The sequence below is a fragment of the Pedobacter sp. AC163 genome, from assembly GCF_979258665.1.
Window position 1 is genome coordinate 649,103 of record NZ_OZ409872.1, and the last position, 22,718, is coordinate 671,820.

13 protein-coding genes are annotated in these 22,718 nt (G+C 39.0%); 5 read left to right on the top strand and 8 right to left on the bottom strand.

Features of this window, described 5'->3' with window-relative positions; genetic code table 11:
* Positions 1–7 precede the first annotated feature (7 nt).
* The 5 genes from ACZZZK_RS02610 to ACZZZK_RS02630 are packed head-to-tail and all read left to right on the top strand — an operon-like array spanning position 8 to position 7,620.
* Positions 8–685, top strand: a complete 678-nt coding sequence (locus ACZZZK_RS02610) for a response regulator transcription factor (protein ID WP_463482722.1) — start codon at positions 8–10, stop codon at positions 683–685.
* On the top strand, positions 685–2,034 hold the full coding sequence (locus ACZZZK_RS02615) for a sensor histidine kinase (protein ID WP_463482723.1): 1,350 nt from the start codon (positions 685–687) through the stop codon (positions 2,032–2,034). Before ACZZZK_RS02610 ends, ACZZZK_RS02615 begins: the two co-directional genes overlap by 1 nt.
* Before the next feature lie 56 nt (positions 2,035–2,090).
* Positions 2,091–3,362, top strand: a complete 1,272-nt coding sequence (locus tag ACZZZK_RS02620; protein WP_463482724.1) for a TolC family protein — start codon at positions 2,091–2,093, stop codon at positions 3,360–3,362.
* A gap of 5 nt (positions 3,363–3,367) precedes the next feature.
* Positions 3,368–4,465 (top strand): efflux RND transporter periplasmic adaptor subunit, encoded by a 1,098-nt coding sequence (locus ACZZZK_RS02625; RefSeq protein ID WP_463482725.1) that lies wholly within the window; start codon positions 3,368–3,370, stop codon positions 4,463–4,465.
* Between the two features lie 26 nt (positions 4,466–4,491).
* On the top strand, positions 4,492–7,620 hold the full coding sequence (locus tag ACZZZK_RS02630) for an efflux RND transporter permease subunit (protein ID WP_463482726.1): 3,129 nt from the start codon (positions 4,492–4,494) through the stop codon (positions 7,618–7,620).
* Positions 7,621–7,777: 157 nt separating this feature from the next.
* Here the strand turns inward: ACZZZK_RS02630 and msrA are convergent, their stop codons facing one another.
* From msrA to ACZZZK_RS02670, 8 genes are all read right to left on the bottom strand, one after another.
* Positions 7,778–8,269 carry a peptide-methionine (S)-S-oxide reductase MsrA gene (gene msrA / locus ACZZZK_RS02635; protein ID WP_463482727.1) on the bottom strand — a complete coding sequence of 164 codons (492 nt, stop codon included), beginning with the start codon at positions 8,267–8,269 and terminating at the stop codon, positions 7,778–7,780.
* Positions 8,270–8,290: 21 nt separating this feature from the next.
* The gene (locus ACZZZK_RS02640) at positions 8,291–9,085 is read right to left on the bottom strand and encodes an SDR family NAD(P)-dependent oxidoreductase (protein ID WP_463482728.1); all 795 of its coding nucleotides are present in this window, start codon (positions 9,083–9,085) and stop codon (positions 8,291–8,293) included.
* 82 nt (positions 9,086–9,167) lie between these two features.
* Positions 9,168–11,246: an FUSC family protein gene (locus ACZZZK_RS02645; protein ID WP_463482729.1), complete on the bottom strand. Its 2,079-nt coding sequence runs from the start codon at positions 11,244–11,246 to the stop codon at positions 9,168–9,170.
* 439 nt (positions 11,247–11,685) lie between these two features.
* A complete protein-coding gene (locus ACZZZK_RS02650; RefSeq protein ID WP_463482730.1) occupies positions 11,686–14,511 on the bottom strand; it encodes an FAD-binding and (Fe-S)-binding domain-containing protein in 2,826 nt (941 codons plus the stop codon).
* A gap of 175 nt (positions 14,512–14,686) precedes the next feature.
* Positions 14,687–15,223 carry a DUF3347 domain-containing protein gene (locus ACZZZK_RS02655; protein ID WP_463482731.1) on the bottom strand — a complete coding sequence of 179 codons (537 nt, stop codon included), beginning with the start codon at positions 15,221–15,223 and terminating at the stop codon, positions 14,687–14,689.
* Between the two features lies 1 nt (position 15,224).
* Positions 15,225–17,672: a zinc-dependent metalloprotease gene (locus tag ACZZZK_RS02660; protein WP_463482732.1), complete on the bottom strand. Its 2,448-nt coding sequence runs from the start codon at positions 17,670–17,672 to the stop codon at positions 15,225–15,227.
* A 1-nt stretch (position 17,673) separates the two neighbouring features.
* Positions 17,674–19,104, bottom strand: coding sequence for a RagB/SusD family nutrient uptake outer membrane protein (locus tag ACZZZK_RS02665; RefSeq protein ID WP_463482733.1), 1,431 nt, complete (start codon positions 19,102–19,104; stop codon positions 17,674–17,676).
* A 4-nt stretch (positions 19,105–19,108) separates the two neighbouring features.
* A complete protein-coding gene (locus tag ACZZZK_RS02670) occupies positions 19,109–22,714 on the bottom strand; it encodes a SusC/RagA family TonB-linked outer membrane protein (RefSeq protein ID WP_463482734.1) in 3,606 nt (1,201 codons plus the stop codon).
* Positions 22,715–22,718 lie beyond the last annotated feature (4 nt).

Below are 22,718 nucleotides of genomic sequence, written 5' to 3' on the forward strand. Positions count from 1 at the left end.
TTTGTAAATGCTTAAAATAGGAATAGCTGAAGATGATCCAAAAATTGCAGCATTGTTACAAACTGCTTTGGAAGAAAACGGCTATCAGATAAATGTTGTTTCCAATGGAATTGATGCGTTGGAACACTTCGTTCAGGAACTATTTAACCTGCTAATTATCGACATTATGATGCCGGGTTTAAGCGGCATCCAGGTTTGTAAACGCCTTCGCGAAAAAAACATCCAGACTCCTATCCTAATGCTCACCGCTATGGGTACCGTTGATGATAAGGTTACTGGCTTAGATGCTGGCGCTGACGATTACCTGGTAAAACCTTTTCATTTAAAGGAACTGCTTGCCCGTGTTTCAGCACTACTAAGACGACAAACTTCTTTAGAAAACATTCCAAATCATCAACTTATTTTCGAGGATTTAACAATGGATACCTTAAGCAAAGAGGTAAGCAGGGCCGGAAAAATCATCGACCTCAGTGCCAAAGAATTTGTTTTATTAGAGTTGTTTTTACGAAATCCCAACCGTTTGTTATCGCGTCGGTATATTGCTGAAATGGCCTGGGATATTAATTTCGATACAGGGACAAACGTGATAGATGTTTATGTTAATTTTCTGCGGAAGAAAATAGACAAAGACTTCGACAGAAAATTAATTCACACTAAAATAAATATGGGCTACATTTTTAAGTAATGAAAATAAAAGATCGCATTGCGTTGTATTTTACTTTAATCAGCACTTCCTTGCTTTTCGCGGTGCTTTGCGTAGTGTATTTTACTTTCATGAAATTTCTGCAGGCTGATTTTTTTGAGCGCCTTACAGATAGAACAATGGTTACGGCGAAATTGTATCTGGAGGCCGACGAAATTAGCAGAGATGCCTTAAACGAAGTGCGGCATAAATACCTGCAAAAGTTAAATGGTGAGGTAACCCGCATTTATGACTATAAAAATAGGGCAACCTTTATTGGCGATTCCGCACAATATTGGACAAAAGCTACAATAGAAAAGGTTAGAAGAAACAAACGCTTAAAATATACCGATGGAGAGCGGCAGGTTGTTGGCATTTATTACAAAGACAACCAAGGCGATTTTGTAATCCTGGCTTCGGCAACCGACCAAGGCTCTCATGACAGGCTTGTAAAGCTTTTGAAAATTATGGTTTTTGTTTTCGTAATGATTTCCATTATCGTTTTGCTTTTGAGTAGATGGATTGCTGAAAAAATGCTACAGCCATTAAAAAAGTTTATGACCGAAGTGAAACAAATTGGCTTGAAAAACATGGAATTTAGAGTTGAAGAGCGCAACACCGAAGACGAAATTAGTCTTATCGCAAAAAACTTCAATCAATTGATGAACGAGTTGGAGCAGGCTTTTATTCTTCAAAAAACCTTTGTTGCCAATGCTTCGCATGAGTTGCGCACACCCGTTACGAGGATGATGATGACTGCAGAACTGGCGCTATCTAAAGAGCGTGATAGTGATTCCTATCAAAAAGCGATTCAATCCATGCTGGATGATGCAGAAAAGATGGATCATATCATTACCGGATTATTGGCCCTGGCAAAAATGGATGTCGAATTGATTCAGTCACAGCTTTCTCCTGTTCGGATAGATGAGCTGTTGATAAAAATTAAACAGGAGTGGCAGCATCAAAAAAATCTCAAAATTGATATAATAAACAATTTGGCTGGCAGCCAACCCCAGGTGTTGGCAAATATTGTATTGTTACAAATCGTGTTTGATAACATTATTTCAAATGGCTTTAAGTTCTCCGACAACAAAAAGGTAACCTGTGCACTGGAACGAAATGCTGAAAATTTAGTTGTCAAAATAAGTGATCAGGGAAAAGGAATTTCTGCGTCGGAGCGAGAAGAAGTTTTTAAACCATTCTACACCCGCTCTAAAGAACTAGGGAAAACCGGTGAAGGAATGGGTCTATATATGGCTCAAAAAATTATAAACCTATTTAAAGGGAAAGTTGAGATTTCAAGCTCAAGCACTCAAAAAAGCACCTTTATTATTACCCTGCCTTTATTTTAATCCGGTTTTAATTTCGATTTAATTCATGTTTAATTCGGCAAAGATAGTTTTGCCGCATGATGAGAATAAGTATTTTTCTACTTTTTATAGTTACTGTTTCTACCAAGGTAAGCTTAGCACAAACTGACACTTTAAAGCTCAATTTAAAACAGGCCGAAGTCCTTTTTCTAAAGAATAATTTTGACCTGTTATCCCGTAATTACGAAATAGATGCCGCCAAAGCCGAAGTAATTACGGCAAAGCTTTTCGATAATCCGGAGCTTGAATACGAAAATCTTTTTTACAACCACGAAACAAAGAAATTCCTGCAAACATCCTTTGAGTATGGGCAGTATGCGGCTTCGGTTTCTCAATTAATTAAACTCGCCGGCAAGCGAAACAAGAACATTAAGCTTGCCCAAACAGGCGTAAAATTGGCGGAACTTGAATATTTCGATTTGATACGTACACTTAAGTTTGAGTTACGCAATACTTTTTACAAGACTTATTTCTCCACCCAAACGATAAAGGTTTATGATGACCAGATCAAATCGACTGAAAGCCTTTTAAAGGCGTACGATTTGCAGTTGAAAGCGGGTAATGTTGCACTAAAAGATGTAGTTAGAATAAAATCATTGATTATTGGCCTAAAATCAGAACGGGTAAACCTGCTGAATGATTTGGAAGATTATCACAAAGATTTACGTTTACTATGCGGCCTGGAACCCAATGTCTCCCTGGTTTTAGAACTTCCAGAAAGAGTGGAAAAGGATATTTCCTTAAATCAAATTCCCTATTCCAATCTGCTCGACTCTGCCAGAACACACAGGGCCGATTTAAAACTTGCGAAAACTGATCTTGAATATAACGAACTCAATTTAAAGCTTCAAAAAGCAATGGCCATTCCTGATGTCGAAATCTCATTGGCTTACGATTTAAAAGGCAATTACCCTGAAAAATATACGGGTATTGGACTAAAGATTCCTATTCCCTTATTCAACAGAAACCAGGGGGAAATTAAAAAGGCAAAAGTTGGAATTGATGCTGCTACTTCGAACATCAAAAAGCAGGAGATCTTGCTATCGAACGAGGTTTTTAACAGCTATCGCACTGCGTTGAGAAATGAAAAACTTTCTTCAGAAATCGATCCTGCCTTCAATGGCGAATTTGATAAACTGATTAACGGTTTAATTAAAAACTTCAGAGAAAGAAACATCAGTTTAATCGAATTCCTCGATTTATATGAATCCTACAAGGAAAATATCCTGCAAATAAACAATCTGAAATTCGAAAGAATGAGCTCGAGAGAGGAATTAAACTACGTTACTGGCACCAACATTTTCAAATAATTACTATGCAAACCATCCACAAAAATATCATTAAGGCACTCTTATTAACATCAGTAAGTTTCGGCTTTGGCTGTAGCGATAAACAAGCAGCGCCTCCATCTGAAAAATTCGCGATTACAGATTCGCTGTTGAACAGGCTTACTATCGACACTGTTCAGCAGGCAAATGGCAAAGCGGACATTATATTTTCTGCTAAAATTACGGCCAATGAAGATCGAAAATCGGAGCTCTTCCCCATGGTAAGCGGTTCGGTAAATCGCGTGAATGTGCGTTTAGGCGACCAGGTTAAGGCAGGACAAACCCTCGCAACAGTAAACAGTGCTGAAATGGCCGGCTTTGATAAAGAAGTAATCGCTGCAAATGCTGAACTTAAAACTGCCGGTAGAACTTTTAAGCAAGCCGAACAACTTTATGAAAGTGGTTTATCATCTGCTAAAGAGTTAGAAGAGGCTAAAAACGATTATCAAATTAAGAAAGCGGAGCTGAAAAGGGCCAATTCTGTTTTAAAAATAAATGGAGGAAGCAGCACGGGTTTATATGCCATAAAATCGCCATTGAATGGCTTCTTAATTGAAAAAAATGTTAACGACAATATGCAGTTGCGTGGCGATAACGACAAAAGTTTATTTACAGTGGCCGATCTTTCTAATGCTTGGGCAATGATTAACATTTACGAATCGGATATCTCCAGGGTAAAAGCTGGCGATGAAGTGAATTTGTCGACCCTATCCTATCCGGAGAAAACTTTTAAGGGAAAAATCGACAAAATTTACAACCTGATAGATCAAGATAGCAAGGTTATGAACGCAAGGGTTGTCATTGCAAATCCTGATTTTTTATTGAAGCCAGGTATGCTCGGTACGGTAAAGGTTTCAGCTAGTTCAGGTGTGAATTTACCTGTGGTAAACGCAAGGGCGGTAATTTTTGATGAGAATAAAAATTATGTTTTACTATTAAGCGGCGATAATAAAGTCCGCATTCAGGAGATCGAAATCGGCCGCAAAACTGCCGACAAGATCTTTATCAGCAAAGGTGTGAAAGCTGGCGATCGTGTCATTGCGTCGAAACAAGTTTTCCTTTTTGAAAACCTGAAAACCCAGTAAAATCCCTACATCATCAAACTTTAATCATGAACAAATTCATTAAAAGTATCATCGGCTTTGCGCTGAAAAATAAATATTTTATATTTTTCGCCACATTCATCCTCGTCCTGGCCGGTTATTTCAGCTTCAAAAGTACCACGATAGATGCCTTTCCAGATGTTACCAATACCAACATCACTATTATTACGCAGTGGCCAGGCAGAAGTGCCGAAGAGGTAGAGAAATTCGTAAGTAGGCCGTTGGAAATTGCCATGAATCCAACCGAGAAAAGAACCAGCATTCGTTCATCATCACTATTTGGATTATCGATAGTTAAAGTAAGCTTTGAAGATGATGTTGATTACGCCGAAGCGAGGGTTCAGGTAAACAATCACCTTGATGAAGCCGATTTGCCCGAGGGAATTCAGCCTGAGGTACAGCCACCATACGGACCCACAGGAGAAATCTTTCGTTACACTTTAAGCAGTGATCAGAAATCGGTTCGGGAGTTGAAAACATTGCAGGATTGGGTGATCCAGCGTGAGCTCCTATCCGTATCGGGCATTGCTGATGTAGTTAGTTTTGGTGGAGAGGTAAAAACCTACCAAATCACAGTTGATCCTCAGAAATCAATTCAATATGGCGTAACCGCTACCGAACTTTTTGAAGCTGTTTCAAAAAGCAACATCAACGTTGGTGGCGATGTTATTGTTCAAAGCGGGCAGGCTTACGTGGTGCGTGGAATTGGCGTGCTCAACAATATAGATGAAATTAGAAACGTAGTAGTGGATAACGTAAACGGAACTCCGGTTTACGTAAAAACAATTGCCGAGGTTGCAGAATCGGCTTTGCCGAGATTAGGTCAGGTAGGTAGAGATTATGATCCGGATGTGGTTGAAGGCATTGTGGTGATGCGCAAGGGTGGTAATCCGAGTGAAGTAATTGCCCGTTTAAAAGAAAAGATCGATGTGATTAACGGTTCCATCCTACCCGATGATGTGAAGATTAAGCCCTTCTACGACCGTGAAGATCTGGTTAACTATTCTGTACACACAGTGATGGGAAACATGCTCGAAGGAATTTTATTTGTTACTCTGATTGTTTTCCTCTTTATGGCCGATTGGCGGACCACGCTGATCGTATCAATCATCATTCCGTTAGCGCTTCTATTTGCATTTATCTGTCTTAAACTGAAAGGAATGCCTGCAAATCTGTTATCTATGGGGGCGATAGATTTCGGGATCATTATCGACGGTGCAGTGGTGATGGTCGAAGGAATTTTTGTTACCCTGGATATGCGGGCGAAGAAGCTGGGCATGGATCGTTTTAATAAAATTAGCAAGCTCGGATTCATCAAAAAAGCCTGTATGGAAAATGGAAAGGGAATCCTTTTTGCCAAACTGATTATCATTACGGGCTTGTTGCCGATTTTCACTTTTGAAAAAGTAGAGGGCAAAATGTTTTCTCCACTCGCCTGGACACTGAGTTTTGCGCTTTTAGGTGCGCTTATTTTAACTTTTACACTGGTACCTGCAATGGCGAGTGTATTGCTGAAGAAAAATGTAAAAGAAAAACACAATGTTTTTCTGGAATGGATGACTAAAGCCACCCTAAAATTCTACGATATCTGTTTCAGTAAGAAAAAACTGGTTTTTTCCATCTCTATTATCGTGTTGCTGATGGGCGCATTTAGCTTTAAGTTTTTAGGTACAGAATTTCTCCCGAGCTTAGATGAGGGTTCTATTTACGTTCGGGCAACAGGGCCGCTGAGTATTTCTTTAGATGAAACCAAAAAGCTTTCCAATGATATGAGAAAGATCTTTTTGAGTTTTGAAGAAGTTAAACAAGTGATGTCGCAAACTGGCCGACCAAACGATGGTACCGATGCAACGGGATTTTACAACATGGAATTTCACGTCGATATTTATCCACGGAAAGAATGGAAAAGAAAACAAAGCAAAGAGCAGTTGATCGAGCGGATGCAGGAAAAGCTCAAAACTTTTCCAGGCATCAGTCTCAATTTTTCGCAACCCATTTCTGATAATGTGGAAGAAGCCGTTTCTGGTGTAAAGGGTTCTATTGTGGTAAAAATATTTGGCGAAAACTTCGAATTCATCGAACAGGAAGAAGAAAAAATTGAAAAGATTTTAAAAACAGTTGAGGGTATTGAAGACCTCGGAATTTTGCGCAACCTTGGGCAACCAGAATTACAAATTAACCTCGACCAAAAGAAAATGGCGCTTTATGGGGTGAGCACTGCTGATGCAAATGCGGTTATCGAAATGGCAATTGGCGGTAAAGCGGCCACACAAATTTATGAAGGTGAGCGAAAGTTTGACCTTATTATTCGTTATCCGGAAGATTTCAGGAATGATGAAAGTTCGATCAGCAAACTAAGGATCCCAACTTTATCGGGCTCAAATGTACAACTTGGTGAAATATCGAGCATCAGAAAAATTACCGGACCAAGTATGATTTACCGCGATAAACATAAACGTTACGGCGCTATTAAATTTTCCATCCGTGGCCGCGACATGGGCAGCGTAATTGCCGAAGCACAACAAAAGGTAAATGCACAAATAAAACTTCCGAAAGAGTACAAACTGGAATGGGCTGGAGATTTTGAAAATCAGCAACGAGCCATTTCCCGATTATCAGAAGCCGTTCCAGTGAGTTTGTTGTTAATCTTCTTCATTCTGTTTGTGCTTTTCGGAAATATAAGAGATGCTTTGCTGGTGTTAAATAATGTTCCGTTTGCCATGATTGGTGGAATTTTGGCTTTATTATTTGCAGGTGTAAACTTTAACATTTCTGCAGGTATCGGCTTCATTGCTTTGTTTGGCATCTGTGTTCAAAACGGAGTAATTCTGATTACCCGTTTCAAAACCAATATTGCCGAACTGAAACACCACGAAACCTGGACATTTACCGATGCCATGAGAGATGGTATTGCAAGCAGATTCAGACCAGTTTTAATGACTGCTTTAATGGCAGCGATTGGATTAATGCCGGCTGCTTTATCTACAGGAATTGGTTCTGAAGCTTCGAAGCCCTTAGCCATTGTTGTAATTGGAGGCTTAATTACCAATACACTTTTCAACCTTTTTGTTTATCCGATTGTATTCTACTGGTCGTACAAAAAGAAAGTTGAAAAGATTAATCCTGCACAGGCATAAAAGCACAAAGCCTTTCAGAATCCGAAAGGCTTTGTTGTTTAAAATAATTTTTTCTAATATAGCCTTTGAGTTTGTCTAAACGTTACTTCAGGGAATTTTAATGAGCCCTTCTATAAGGTCAAGATGATACTGATGTTTTTGATACGCCTGCTGCTTGTTAATCCAGTTTCCAATCCGGTCTTTCAAAATGGCAGGTATAACCATAAGGAATCTTCTGAAGATAATCCTGATGATCTTCTTCGGCATTCCAAAAATCTACGGCAGGAACAACCTCTGTAACAAACTTTCCAGGCCACTTGCCCGAATTTTCGAGTTCCTGAATCAATTCCAGTGCCGTATTTTTTTGCTCCTCACTGAGGTAAAAGATCGCCGAACGATAAGAAGTACCTACATCATTTCCCTGACGGTTTTTTGTTGTCGGATCATGGATTTGAAAAAAATACTCCAATAATTTTCGATAGGACATTTCTTCAGGATCAAATACAATTTCAATTCCTTCGGCGTGGGTGCCATGGTTTCGGTATGTAGCATTCGGTACGTCACCGCCAGTATAACCCACTACTGTTGAAATTACGCCTGGTTGATGACGGATCAATTCCTCTACCCCCCAGAAACAACCTCCTGCTAATATGGCTTTTTCAGTATTCATAATTATATTCTAATCTATTATTTACAAAATTGAGCGGATTAAACCGCCTTCTACACGTATTGCTGCCCCGTTTGTGCCAGAAGCCAATGGACTTGAATAATAAGTTACTGCATTGGCAATTTCACTTACATCCAAAAACCGCTGGATTAACGAAGTTGGACGCATATTCCTAAAGAAATCATCTTCAACTTCAGCTACACTAATATTTCCTTTTTTAGCTAAATCTTCAATAAAACCGCCGACACCTTTCGATTTTGTCGGCCCTGGAAGGATCGAATTCACGGTAACATTTGTGCCTTTGCTTAGCTCAGCTAAACCTCTGCTTACACCCAATTGGGCGGTTTTTGTCATTCCATAATGGATCATTTCATCAGGAATGAACACTGCAGACTCACTGGAAATGAATATAATTCTGCCCCAGTTGTTTTCCAACATCCTTGGAAAGATATGACGTGATAAACGGATTCCGCTCATCACATTCACTTCAAAAAAGCGAAACCAATCCTCATCACTAATTTCTTCAAATGATTTTGGTTCGAAGATCCCGGCGTTATTTATTAAAATATCAATCTGTGGTAAAGCAGCGATTAAATCATTCACCTCTTCTACCTTTGAAAAATCAGCAGCAATTCCACTTACCGCATTACTTCCGGTAGTCTTTTTCAAATCTTCTACGGCAGTATCAACAGTATCTTTCGATCTTCCGTTGATAATTACGGTAACCCCTTCTTTTAAAAAACTTTCGGCAATAGCATAACCAATACCAGCGGTTGATCCACTGATAAAAGCTGTTTTATTTTTTAGATTTAAATCCATTTTGTATATCAATTAAAACGTAATGATAACAAATACGTATTGAATCTGTTTATGCGAAAATGCATATTGATGTAAAATTCAACTAGCTGCTTTTGTAGCACTCATTAAGGTTCGCAGATAAGGCTAGAATGATATGTAGTTTTTGATACAATGCATTATTGCCAACTACTTCGCCGATGGACTGTTGATTAGATTCAAGTCTATTAGTAGAACTTTCCGAACTTAAGTTCAGATTGAAATGAATCTCGTTAAATATTTGATCATTAATATTTTGATTTACTCTTTCTCCTGATAAAAAGATAGAAGTAACCATCGCATTAATTTTATAAATGATCACCTGCAACTCGTAGAAATTTTTCAAATCTCTCAACGATTGCTGAGGTTCCTGACTGGCAGATTCTATAGACTCAGACAAGCTTGAAAGGCTAAGATTTGCATTCTTGCGTGCGAGTCTGGCCGCATTTTCACCCTGATTAGATTCCGTTGTGGCGATAATAAAGTACTTCAAACTGGCATCTGCTGCTTCCTTTATCTTTTGATGTAGGTTTTTGCTGTCCCAGATGGGGAAGAGATAGGTAGCCATAATCGCTATGGCACATCCGATAGCAGTATACAAAATTCTATCATGCACAATATGATCAAAATGACCATGATAACTCCCTAGAGTAAGAATAACTGCAGGCGTAATAAATAGCACGCTAATGGTATAATTGATTCTGTTGAAAGCATAAAACCCAAGCAGACAAATTGCCGAAATACACAATAGGACTGCCGGACTTTTAATGATGTAAATCAAAACCAAACCAATTACAATCCCTCCTAAACTGCCTTTAAGTCTTTGAAAATTTCGTTTCCAGGTGATGGAGAATTTGGGGCGGGCGACAATTACCAGCGTTAGAAACAGCCAGTAGCTATATTTACTAGCCTGAAATTGACTGATTAAGATAAAACCAAAAAGAAAGCAAATCGCCATCCGCAGAGAAAAGCGAAAAATCGGTGATTTTAAAGTGAGATGATCGCTCAAGGGAAAACGGTCGGAACTTAAAAAACGAGGAAAAGCAATTTTTTCACGACCAGCTTTGTGGTGCGCAGTAAAAGTTTGTTTATTACGAATGGAAGCTATAATACTGCTGATCTCGTCGACGTTTGTTAAGACGTTTTTGACAAATTTTGTTTGAATTTCAGTAAGCGCTGGAAGTTTTTGGATCAAAAGCACTCTACTTTCTAAAAACCTGCTCACCTCTTTTGATGAACTTGGTCGATTGTTTTTCGAACGAATGTGCTGCTCAAGCGCTTCAATTACTTCTGCGAGCTCAGCTATCAAACTTGCAATCAACGGCAGCACATCAGTTCCCGCCAAGGTTTGCCTTACGTTTTCGTAATCGAAATGCACCGCGTTAAGTTGCTCATACAAATCAATCAGAAAGCCGGCCCGTGCCAGCAGAATTTGCCCGTTGCTATTTCCCGGATCCATTGCATAGCGATCAGTCAAAAGCAAATTTCGGATCAGTTCGTGCTTTTGGTTAACACGAATATGAAGTTTGATGACCTCCTTTTGCTGATGATCCAGCGGGATATTGGGATCATAATTTCTAGCTTTCGCCTTTAAAAATTCGGCACTAGCCATCAGGCATTCAAAAATAGCATGATTCAACGAACGATACGGTCTGATGACGGTCTGAATTAAACTGATCATATAATACCAAATTCCTCCAAGTAACATGTAGCCACTAAAATAAATTGGCCGTGGCGGATGAAGCCCCATTACAAAGGCACATACAATAAGTGACATGGTACCTATCAAACCCATTTTTTGACCATAAACACTTAAAAGTGAAAATGCGAAGGCCAGGAAGGTAATCACAAGCGCTTTAAAAATAGGATAATCTAAAACCTGTGAAACCACAAAAGTGGTAAATGAGAAAAACGCAAGACTCAATAAAGCCGTTCTAAACTTGTTAAATCGGTTATCGGGCAAATCGGTTAAACTAATGAGCAATGCACCTACGCCAATACCAGTTGCCGCCTCTCTATTTCCAAGATAAAAGAAAAATATAATGGGAATGATTACTGTGAGCGTAGTGCGCAGCGCATCTGAAAAATATTCTCCAAGAAAAAAATAGGTGATAGATGAAATTACTCGTTTGCCTTTAGTAATCAAGATGAATATGAATGATTTTGTTAGTACCGCAAAGATAGCTCATCCATTCGTTAATCAGCGAAACATCGCTGGAAAGAAATACTCCCATACTGAAATAACGATACTTCAAATAAGTGTAGAATGGCTTGAAGCATAGCCCTGAAATTGTAAATAAGTCAAATAAATTGTTTAGAGATCCATCTGAGTAATTTGCCAGGAAACTTAAGCAACACTCGCTTATGCTAGCAAAGCAAAAAGAAAGCAGATAGTGTTGTACTATCTGCTGCTCTTCTCTAGCGATAAATCGTCCCGATGATTTAATCTACAGTACAAATTTAAAGGGAATATGATGATTTCAAAAGAGTATTACTACCCGTATAAGAAATTGAAGTACGCTTAATTTTATCTTCAGATAGCAAAAAACGGAAGGCTAATAAAGTATTTAAAGCAATCGAAAAAGTTAAATACAATCTGCCAGCAGGTAGATAATAGACTCGTAATTTTTCCCAACTGCCTCAGACATGGCTATTTCGCAGGTTTTACCAGATGAATAGTAACCTTCATAGTTATCTTTTTTTACTTCTGTTGCCTCAGGCAATGTAGCAGAAGCGGTAAGTTCAGGGAAAAGAAATCCACGATCGCCTGCCATTCCGCAACAACCCGAATGAACAGGTAGCAGAACTTCATCAGCCAGTTGCTGGGCAATCTTTACAAACTTGCCTTCTAAACCCATTTTTTGTAAGGAACAGACCGGATGAAGTGCAATCTTGTTCTTCTTACGTACCACATTTGCCGTTGGCAGTAAATAATCTAAAATATAGTCTACACTATCAATTATGGTTAAAGCATCATATTTAACCTTGTTATCCTCAGTTAAAGAAGGGCGACATTCTTGAAGCGTATAAGTACAGGAAGTAATGTCTAGCACAATTGGGTTTTTACCACCCTCACTCCACTCCCATAATTTGTTAACCGTATCATTTACAGTATGTTTGAATGCATCATTAAAACCTTTTGATGAGAAGATTTGCCCGCAACAGGTGTTCTGAATATTTTGAGGAATATGGAAGTTAATATTTAGTTTTTCGGAAACCTGAAGAAATGTTTCGATGATGTTTTTTTGATCCGTTACGGCTCCACCCATGGTCCTGCTGATGCAGGTTGGATAATAAACTACAGCTGGCGCATCACTAACATTTGATTTTGATATCCTGTCGCCTTTTGCATGGGTCGGTTTTATTTGGTTTGACCAAAGCGGCACTCCAGGAATTATTTTCCTGACGCCCTTAGTCAAGTTCGTCATGGCATTTGCGCCAAATACCGAATTCATTCCAGAGGCAACTTCTATCCCGAATTTAACAATAGAAGTTATCGGCTTAAAGTTTTTCGCAACCATTAAGGCCAGCCCGTTAGCAAATTTGCTATGGCTTTCTCTTCTCAAACGCTTTACTAATGAACCTGTATTAATATCCACCGGACAAGCCGTTGCACAAAGGCCATCAACGGCGCAGGTTTCCAGCCCGTCATATTCATACTCCTTAAGAAGCTTCTTGTAAGTAGCATTATCGTTATTTCGCTTTAACTTAAGTAACTCACGTCTCACTACGATCCGACGTCGAGGGGTTAAGGTAATATTTCGGCTCGGGCACTTGTATTCGCAAAAGCCACATTCCATACACTTATCAACCTCCTCTTCAACTTTAGGTAGATCTTTTAAGTTTTTGATATGAGCATGTTTATCTTCATTAATGATTACTCCAGGGTTTAGCAGATTCTGTGGATCAATAAGTTGTTTCAACGCTTTCATTACTTCGTAAATTCCCTCACCCCACTCAGTTGCAACAAATGGCGCCATGTTCCTTCCCGTTCCATGTTCTGCCTTAAGGGCGCCTTTATATTTTTCAGTTACCAGTGTAACTACTTCATGTAGAAAACGATCGTAACGGTCAATTTCAGTTGCAGTCTCAAAAGCCTGCGTCACTACAAAATGGATATTTCCATCTTTAGCATGGCCGAAAATAATCGCATTGCTATACTCATACTTACTAAATAGGGCTTGCAGGTCTAAAATAGCATTTCCCAATTCAGCTACAGGCACAGCAATATCTTCAAGGATTACCGTTGTACCACTGGCCCTAACAGAACCAACAGAGGGGAACATGCCTTTTCTAATCTTCCATAAAAATGCCTGCTCGATAGGATCGTTAGTAAACTCTGGCGCCAGCATAAGTTCAAGTGCGTCAGCAACGGCAAGAAATTGTGCTAATTTAAAATCAATAGCAGTTTGCGTATGATCCTGATACTCCACCAAAAGTGCTGCAGCTTCTTCTGGTAACGATTTAAGAATTATTGGAACACCTTTAATATCTTCCACAGAACGGAGTGATGCCCGATCCATCAGCTCCACAGCTTCTGCTCCAGAATGCGTTAATGGAACAATTGCATTACAAGCGGCATAAATATTTGGGAAATACAGTAAAGCTGTGGTTTTCAAAGGATAATCCGGTACCGTATTAAGTACTGCTTCAGCAATAAATCCTAGCGTACCTTCCGCTCCAATCAAAATATGGGCAAGAATATCTAGCGGATGAGCATAGTCGATAAAGGCATTTACCGAATAACCTACTGTATTTTTGGTTTTATATTTATTTCTGATGAGATTGAAAATTTCCTCGTCAGATGTGATTTGCTCTTTTAATGCCGAAATGCCCGAACAGATGTCTTTACACTCGTTTTCAAAACGAACATAATCATCCTTCTGCTCCGTCGAATAACGCTTACCATTTGGTAAAACAAAGTTGATGTACTTAATGGTGTGGTAAGAATTTTTGCTCACGCCGCAACACATTCCGCTTGCATTGTTTGATAATATCCCACCCATCATGGCAGAATTAATACTGGCCGGATCCGGCCCAATTTTTTTAGAGTATTTTTTTAACTCTGAGTTGACGACTGCTCCAGTCACGCCTGGATACACACGAACTTGCTCGCCACTGTTTTCTACCCGAACCAGATTCCAGTATTGACTTAAATCGACCAGAATACCATCAGAAACCGACTGACCTGATAAACTTGTACCCGCAGCACGAAAAGTAATCGGAACGTTATGCTGATGGGAAAATCCGAACAAAGCGACCACTTCATCTATAGAAATAGGCTGAACAACTGCTTTTGGTCTCAAGTAATAAAATCCGGCATCAGAGGCGTATGAAACCAGATCGATTAATCTGGTTTTGATTCGGTCTTCAGCAATTATTTTGCTAAGCAATTTTCCAATCTCGTTCATCTTTAATTCACAATAGTCTTTCTAAAACAAAGATAGTTTAAACTATCAATCAGGTGCAACAACAAATTCCACGATTGGTAACAATATGAAGAGGAAATCCGAAAACTAAAAAGCTGCAGAAAACATCCGTTATTCTGCAGCAGTCTATCATTAACTATTATTTAAAATCTTTCTATTATTTCTCCGCAATCACCTCTCCACAAGTCAGCATATTTTTAGGGTAATAAGGATTTGCGATTTTCTTTTCATCACTCACCCATGTTGTTCCCATCATAGGGCATCTTTGCTGATAAAGAGCAGTGTTTGCTGGTTTATACTTTTCGATATTTGCCCAAAATTGAGTCGACAATTTCTCCATCAGTTTTCTCTGTTCGTTGATAGATGGAGCGGCAGTGATACTATCTGCAAGGGCTTTAATGCTTTGTCTGGCAACTGTCGCGATGTTCATCTCCTCTAGCGTCAGTTTTTTAAACTTGAATAACGTAAGCGAATTAGAAAATTCTTTGGCATAAGCAGCTGTTTTTTTCTCATCAGAAAGCACGAGGCTATTTTTCATACCTAAATAATTTGCGATCACCTGCTTCTTAAGTAATTCCCTTTTCTCTGCCAGTTCTGGCGTAGCTACTTCTTGTGCCGATGTTTTTACTTGGGCAGATGCCGAAAAACCAAAGGCAGCAATAGAAAGCAAACCTGTTAAAATGTATTTTTTCATGTTATGGATTTATGGTTGTCTTTTTAATAATTTTATCGATTTCGATGCGCATATCCTGCAAATGAAGATTATTTATACCCGTTGTTTGAGGAATGATTTCTTCTACCTTTCTTCTGATGGCTTTAATGTGCGCCAATGCTTCCAGCCGAACATCGCTCCGCTGAGCACCACTCATCATCTTACCATCTGCAACATCTTTCGGGTTGATGACCATGCCTATCTTTTCTACATACGAACGTTGTAAATTCCTTAAATAAGTATCCTGCTGAATATCGAGTGAAGGTTTTTTCCAAACTGTTACCATTAAATCATCCAAAAATTCACTTACGGGATATGGATCAGCAGAGGTTAGCGCTTTTTGACTTAAATTATAAAGCATCCCCGGACTAAGAAACATATTTAACATCTGCGATTGCTGATCGGAAATTTGTTCCATCGGCTTTAAATCGATGTATTTAGCCAGATCAGCCGGATACATCCAAAGTGGTGCCTCAAAAACCTGGCGACCAACATAGCTCACTACGCTTTTCACTTTCTTTTTAGGAACCTCACTGTAAACCACTCCTTTTTCATCTACACTTCGGGTAGTTACGTAGCGATTGCCAATGTTTTTCATTACATGGTACAAATAACGACTGTATTGCTTAACAACTTCCTTGTGAAGCTCAGCCAGGTTATTATACTGATCTCCAGGCTCGTATGTCCACTGTTTCAGATTAGCCACTACCCTCTTCAAATTCTTGATTCCATAGTCGCTGGCAACAATGGCATCGTCGCCTAAATCTTCCGACTGGCTACGTGGGTCTTCGTCTTTACCTTCACCACCGAACCATAATCTTGGGTTATTGGTGAGGGTATCGGTGGTCATTTTATCTAACAACTTTTCCTCTGCATATTCATCTTTCTCACCATCAAAATACCGGTAACCCCAATTTATTGCCCATTTATCGTAGGCACCAATCCGGGCGTAAATTCCTTTTGGAGAAATATTATCTTCAGGCTGCGCCACATAATTGAAGCGGGCATAATCCATGATCGAAACTGTGTGTCCGTTCTTTTCCACCCAGGCCTTATCACGAAGTTTTTCTACCGGAGTTTGGCTGCTTGCACCCATGTTATGCCTTAACCCAAGCGTATGCCCAAGCTCGTGTGAGGAAACAAAGCGAATTAACTGCCCCATTAATTCATCATCAAACTGCATTTTTTGGGATCTTTTATCTAGCGGACCAGCCTGAATCATATACCAGTTGTGCACCAGTTTCATCACATTGTGATACCAACCCACATGGCTTTCCATAATTTCACCACTGCGGGGGTCGCTAATTCGGGGACCATAGGCATTCGGCGTTTCCGAAGCGTAATATCTGATCACCGAAAAGCGGGCATCCTCTAAACTCATCGTCGTATCTGCAACAGGCCATTCTTTACCAATGATGGCATTTTTAAAACCCGCCTGCTCAAATGCTTTTTGCCAATCGTTTATCCCCTGGATTAGATAAGGACGCCATTTTTTTGGCGTAGCCGGATCTATATAATACACAATTGGTTTTTTTGGCTCAACCAAAATGCCCTTTTTGTACTTTGAAATATCTTCCTGCTTCGGTTCTAAGCGATAGCGTTGTACCAAATATTTGGTTTGCGTACGTTGATAATCATCATCAAAAAGGATGTATTTGTTATTGAAATATCCAACTCGCTCGTCAGCAATGCGCTTACGCATGGGCACTTTAGGCAAAAGGATAAAAGAGGTATTTAAACGCAAGGTAACGGCGCCGGTTAAAGCTCCAGCGGGAATGCCCAAACCAGCACTTGCATATGTTTTGGTGGTTTTAATTTCGGTGTTAATCGGATAGCAGGATATCTTCTCAATAAAAGAACGATCGTCGGCTAAACTATTTAACTTTTTCGTTGATTTTTCATCAGCAGAAATTGAAACCACGGCCACGTCTTTCTTAAAAAAATCCGTTACATCAATTACATAATTCCCCGTAACCGGATTCTTCGCTTTTATATCGAAACTGGCTACAATCGGGCTTTCCTGCGATTGCATCATCGCTTGAAAGATAGGCCCATCGAGGCTTTTAGCTTCCTGGCGATACACAACACCTTTAAGAAACAGGTTATTGTTATTCCCTTTCTGAAAATATAATGTTTGTTCGTTCACTTTTTCACCACCGAAACTCCCAAATCCTTGAGGAGTGGTGACATATCGGGTCACGGCAAGCAAATATCTGCCAAGCAAACTATCAGGAATTTCAAAAAACCATTTTTGATCAACCTGACGAACATTGAAAAGTCCATCTTGCCCAATAGCACTGGCAGGGATAATTTTGCTGTACTCAACAGGAGCTTTTTTAACCGTACTATCGGGTTTTGCAACCGGTTTTTGACCAAATGCTGTTAAGGAGAGCGCAAATGAAATCGGAAGTAAAATTTGTTTAAAATTCATCTTAAAACGGAAGTTTTTCGTCGGTATTTAAAGTTAGGTTTGGATTTTTCTTTAGGATGTTAAGCGGAAACGGAATCACATACAATCTTGATGTTGGCAAGAGCGTATAGGTTTGCTGAGGAACAGTTTTGTTCACCACAGGATAGGTACGAACTACTGTCTTTGCATATTCTGTTTCGGTGTTTAATCTTTTTAAATCGAAAAAACGATTAAAGCCTAATACCATCTCTTTCCTGCGCTCATTGATAATAATTTCCATAGTTTCTTTCCGCGTTGCCGGAACAGGAAGATTAATGGTGCCAGAAAGAATACGCTTCTCCCGCAACTTATTTACAACGGCCATTGCTCCTGCCAAATCATTCTGACGGGCCAAACATTCAGCCTGCATTAAATAAACCTCGGTAGTTTTCAAACCCACTGTTGGATAGAAAAAGCGTGTATAAGCAATACTGTAATAGGCAGCACCAGAACCAATATCCAAAAAGCTTGCGCTTGTCGTATTAAAAAACAGGTTAAAGCGAGCATCATTTGTTCCGAATAAAGCTCTTAACTCAGGACTAATTAACCAGGTATAACCAAAATTAGTTTCGTTGTAGCCCTGAATGTATTGATAACTCAATACTTCAGGATTATTAGGCGCTATAATTGGCGTAACCGCTGGTCCGCCTTGCGTAGTGGTATATTTTACCAAATCGAAAATCTGGTTATTGTAAGAAAGCGATTTCTCGCATGCTTCTTTTGCCTGTGCAATTTCTCTTTTAAATAAATGGATTTTCGCTTTTAGCGCCCAGGCAAAAGCCAAAGATGGATGATATGGATCGCTGGGCTGAACCTGTAAAAACGGAATAGCTTCATCGATATCTTTCTGAATGAAATCGTAAACCTGCGCCACTGTTGATTTAGTAGGTTGTGCCTCTAAATCATATTTATCCATGATGCAAATTCCACCATCGGTAGCGGCAGTAGCCGGATTATAAGCTTTAGCATAAACATTAACTAACAGGAAATGATCAAAAGCTCTCAATGCTTTGGCTTCAGCTTTGGCCAAATCCTTAACGTTTTGTTCGCCCTTACTTGCATCTACCGATGAAATGATGGTGTTCCAGCGATTGATATATAAGTAGGCACGATCGTAAAAGTTAGATGAACTGATCATTGATACCCGATCGATATTTTCGTTGAAACTGAAATGGACGGTATTGATATTTGGAGTAATACCAATGAAATTCGATTCCTTAATCCACATATCATCTACCAGATATTGAAAATTACTGATGAGATATGCTCTATTTGGAAAAGAAACTAACTCATAATAATCTTGAGCATTCTCTATCACTAGTGATCCTTTTGGCGTTAAATCAGTATATTTTTTACATCCAGAAATTGCGAAGACAATTAGAAAAGATGCAAGTATTGCTATATTTTTTTTCATGACGTTAAAAAGTTAAGTTGATGCCCAATACAAATGATTTTGGATTTTGAAGTGTTCTCGTACCCGAGTTCAGCGAATATGATTCTGGATCAATATCATCTCCGGCAGCACTTGCATACCACAGATTGTTAACCTGTGCAGTAAATTTAGCTGATGGAATATTGAACTTTTTGATAAACTGTTTTGGCAAACTGTAACCAAGAGAAATACTTCTCAGTTTAACGTAATCAGCTTTTACCACATTCACATCTGCTTTCTGCCACAAAGTTGAGATTGTAGACGCTCGCTGTAGCATCGCTTCTGAATAATCAACATATAACCTTGGCAATTCAGGCGTGATCCCATTTTTATAACGCTGTGTAATATCCTGATCAGAGATATCGTTTGAACCTAATGGCGTCACATCCTTCCTCATCACATTGCCACCAGAGAAAACCAATAAGGCACTTAAATCAAAATTTTTGTAGGAAACGCGTTGAGAGAATGACCCATTGTAGGTTGGTATTAAAGAACCCATACTTACCAAAGCAGCATAGTTATTGATATCTCTACTTGTAGATACTATTGGAGTTCCGGTTGCATCAAACTCAAGCGTTGCCTTACCATTTTCATCCAAGAAATAAGGATAACCATTAACCATACCACCATAACGGTAAGCATACAAAGTATTATAGTCTGTGCCTTCTGTATAATAGGTTTGTGGAGAGCTTACATATGAAGTAGCAGTTGCCAGCGCTCTATTTACTCTTCCAATTTTACTTCTATTAAAACCCAAAACAAAAGTAGAACTTAACATCAAATCGCCAGATTTAAACCAATCGCCATTTACTGTAAACTCGATTCCTTTATTTCTTAAGATACCATTATTAATGGTTAATGATGCTGTTCCAACAGTTGGATCTAAATCAGTCGTTACCATTAAATCGGTACTTTTTCTATCATAAAAATCAATAGTTCCGCGTAGTCGATTACCCAAAAAAGCCATATCCAAACCTAAGTTGTAAGTTTCTGTCTTTTCCCATCTCAATTTCGGGTTTGGCAAGCCAATAATGTTTAAATATTGAAGTGATGTAAATAGATTATCATTAACTCTTCTTGCAGTTAAGAACTTTGTGGTTTCCGTATTTTGATTTCCATTTACACCATATGTAGCCCGAAGTTTGAGCAAATTAACCCAACCAAGCGATTCGATAAACTTTTCGTTGCTAGCGTTCCACCCTAAACCAACTGACCATAATGGCCTGTTTTTAAATTCTGGATCAGCTCCAAATAGATCTGCCTGATCTATCCTGAAACTACCAGTTACGTTGTAACGATTTAAATAAGTATAACTGGCATTTGAAAAATAAGAAAGATTTCTGTGCTTAGTTTCTTGGAAGCTACGACCAGCAATACCGAGAGTTTTATTACCACCAAAAATGTAGCTCGGTAAGCCTGTTTGACTCACAATTTGATTATTAATTATAGTCGATGTTAACGTTACCGGATCGTAACCATATCTAATGTCACTCATTCCGATAGGTGAAAAGGTTTGACGCATCTCTGTACCTGCAATAGCAGCTATGGAATGTTTTCCATCACCGAAGGATCGATCAAAACTCAATTGATTTCTAAAGGTATAAGAGTTTTTTTGCTGCATATTTTGGCTTATTCTACCACCTGTAGGCAATCCAAATGTATAAACATTGGTAGCAGGGGTAAAATTCACTAATGCGTTGTATGCCGCTCGCATTTTATAGGAGTTTACATCATAAATCTGCTCTGCTTTTGTTGTTCCCATTTCATACTGAATCTGGCTGGAGAAATTCAAACCATCCATAATTTTAGCTTGAACGTTGGCAAAAGCTCTTAAAGAAACCGTATTGGCATCTGTTAAACCTTCATTCAGCGATTCCAAAATATTAAATCGGTATGATTTATATTGCGGCATGTTACTAAGTGCTCCTGCAACTGCACCATTAATAATCGAACCCGCAATACCGTCTTGAAGATTAACATAATTTGAGTATACCAAACTCCCGTCAGGATTTACTATGGAAGCATATCGAGGGGAGATAGCGGTATGAGAATCATAACTTCCTTCAGTTGAAGTAGATGTTGAGTAAGCACCATTAAAACCGATGTTGGTTGACAACCATTTTTTTATGTTATAAGTATTTTTGAAATAAAGTGTAAATTTTTGGCTGTTATTTCCTACTATACGTTCAGCAGAGCGATCGTAGTTGATGGATGCAAAAGTATTTGATTTAGAACCTGCTGAACTCAAAGACAAGTTGTAACGTTGACGAAAAGCATTCTGCCATACGTTATCGCGATATTGCTCGTAGTAATCTGCGTTTTTAAAAGAACTTATTTGTTGATTAAACTGATCTGTGGTCACTTTGCCCGCATCTCTATCTCTAAATAACTGATATAAGGGACTGTAATATTTGATACTTCCATTAGCAACTGTTCCATAAGCGGCAAACATGGTTTCAGTATTGGCATAACGGGCACGTTCTCTATTATAAACATCTGTTTCAAAATCTACAATATCAGCAGTTGATGCATAATGCATACTTTCGAAAGTAGGTTTGGTATCGATGAAAAAATCGGTATTTAAAGAAATTTTAAGCGGCTCTTTTCCTTTTTTAGTCGTTAATACAATCACCCCATTTGCCGATCTTGATCCGTAAATTGAAGCGGCAGCACCATCTTTTAAAACAGTAACTGATTCAATATCATAAGGATTAATTTCCTCTAAAGGGGTTTCTGTTGGCAAACCATCAATTACAACTAAGGGAGCGTTTCCTCCTACTATTGTAAATGTAGCCTGCCCTCTTAACACTGGCTGATCAGGACCCTGCCCGTTTGGATTTTTATTATAAACCAATCCTGCAACACGGCCTTCAAGCGCACTCAGTATGTCAATATTAATATTTTCGTTTAGCTTTTTCTCGTCAATGATGGTTGCTGCTCCAGTTGATCGCTCTTTGCTAATAGATTGAAAACCATTTACGACCACATCAGCTAGCAAAGATGAATTTGCATTCAATTTTACCGTTACCACTTTTAAAGCAGCATTTCTATCAAATTTTTGTGTGGTTGAGAGGTATCCAATGTAGTTTATATCCAAAGTATTGAACTGGCTATTTAAATTTACATTGAAATGCCCATTACCATCTGTGGTGGTATATTTATTGGTCCCCTTGATTTTTACTGAAGCGCCCGGAAGTGGCCCACCGATACTATCGGTAACCATTCCATGAACAGTGTATTCTTCCAGATTTTGAGCAACCGCTTTTAGTACAATTGTTTTGTTGTTGTTAATCTCGTAAGTAAAATCTTGCCCCTTAACCACCGCATCCATTAATATTCTGATACTGGTGGTACTAAGGCTTAAACTGATTGGCGTAGCTTTTTTCACCAGTTCCGCATCATATACAAATTCATACGAGGTTTTGGTCGAAATTTCCGAAATAACGGTATTCAGTGGTGCTTTAACAAAATTGTACTGGTTATTTTGCGCCGATACATTTAGCGAAACTAGCATCGCTATGCATAGAAATGCCGACCAGTTTAATAAATAGCCGCATCCCGATCGGACGAAGCGAAAGTAGTGGTTTGTCATAAAA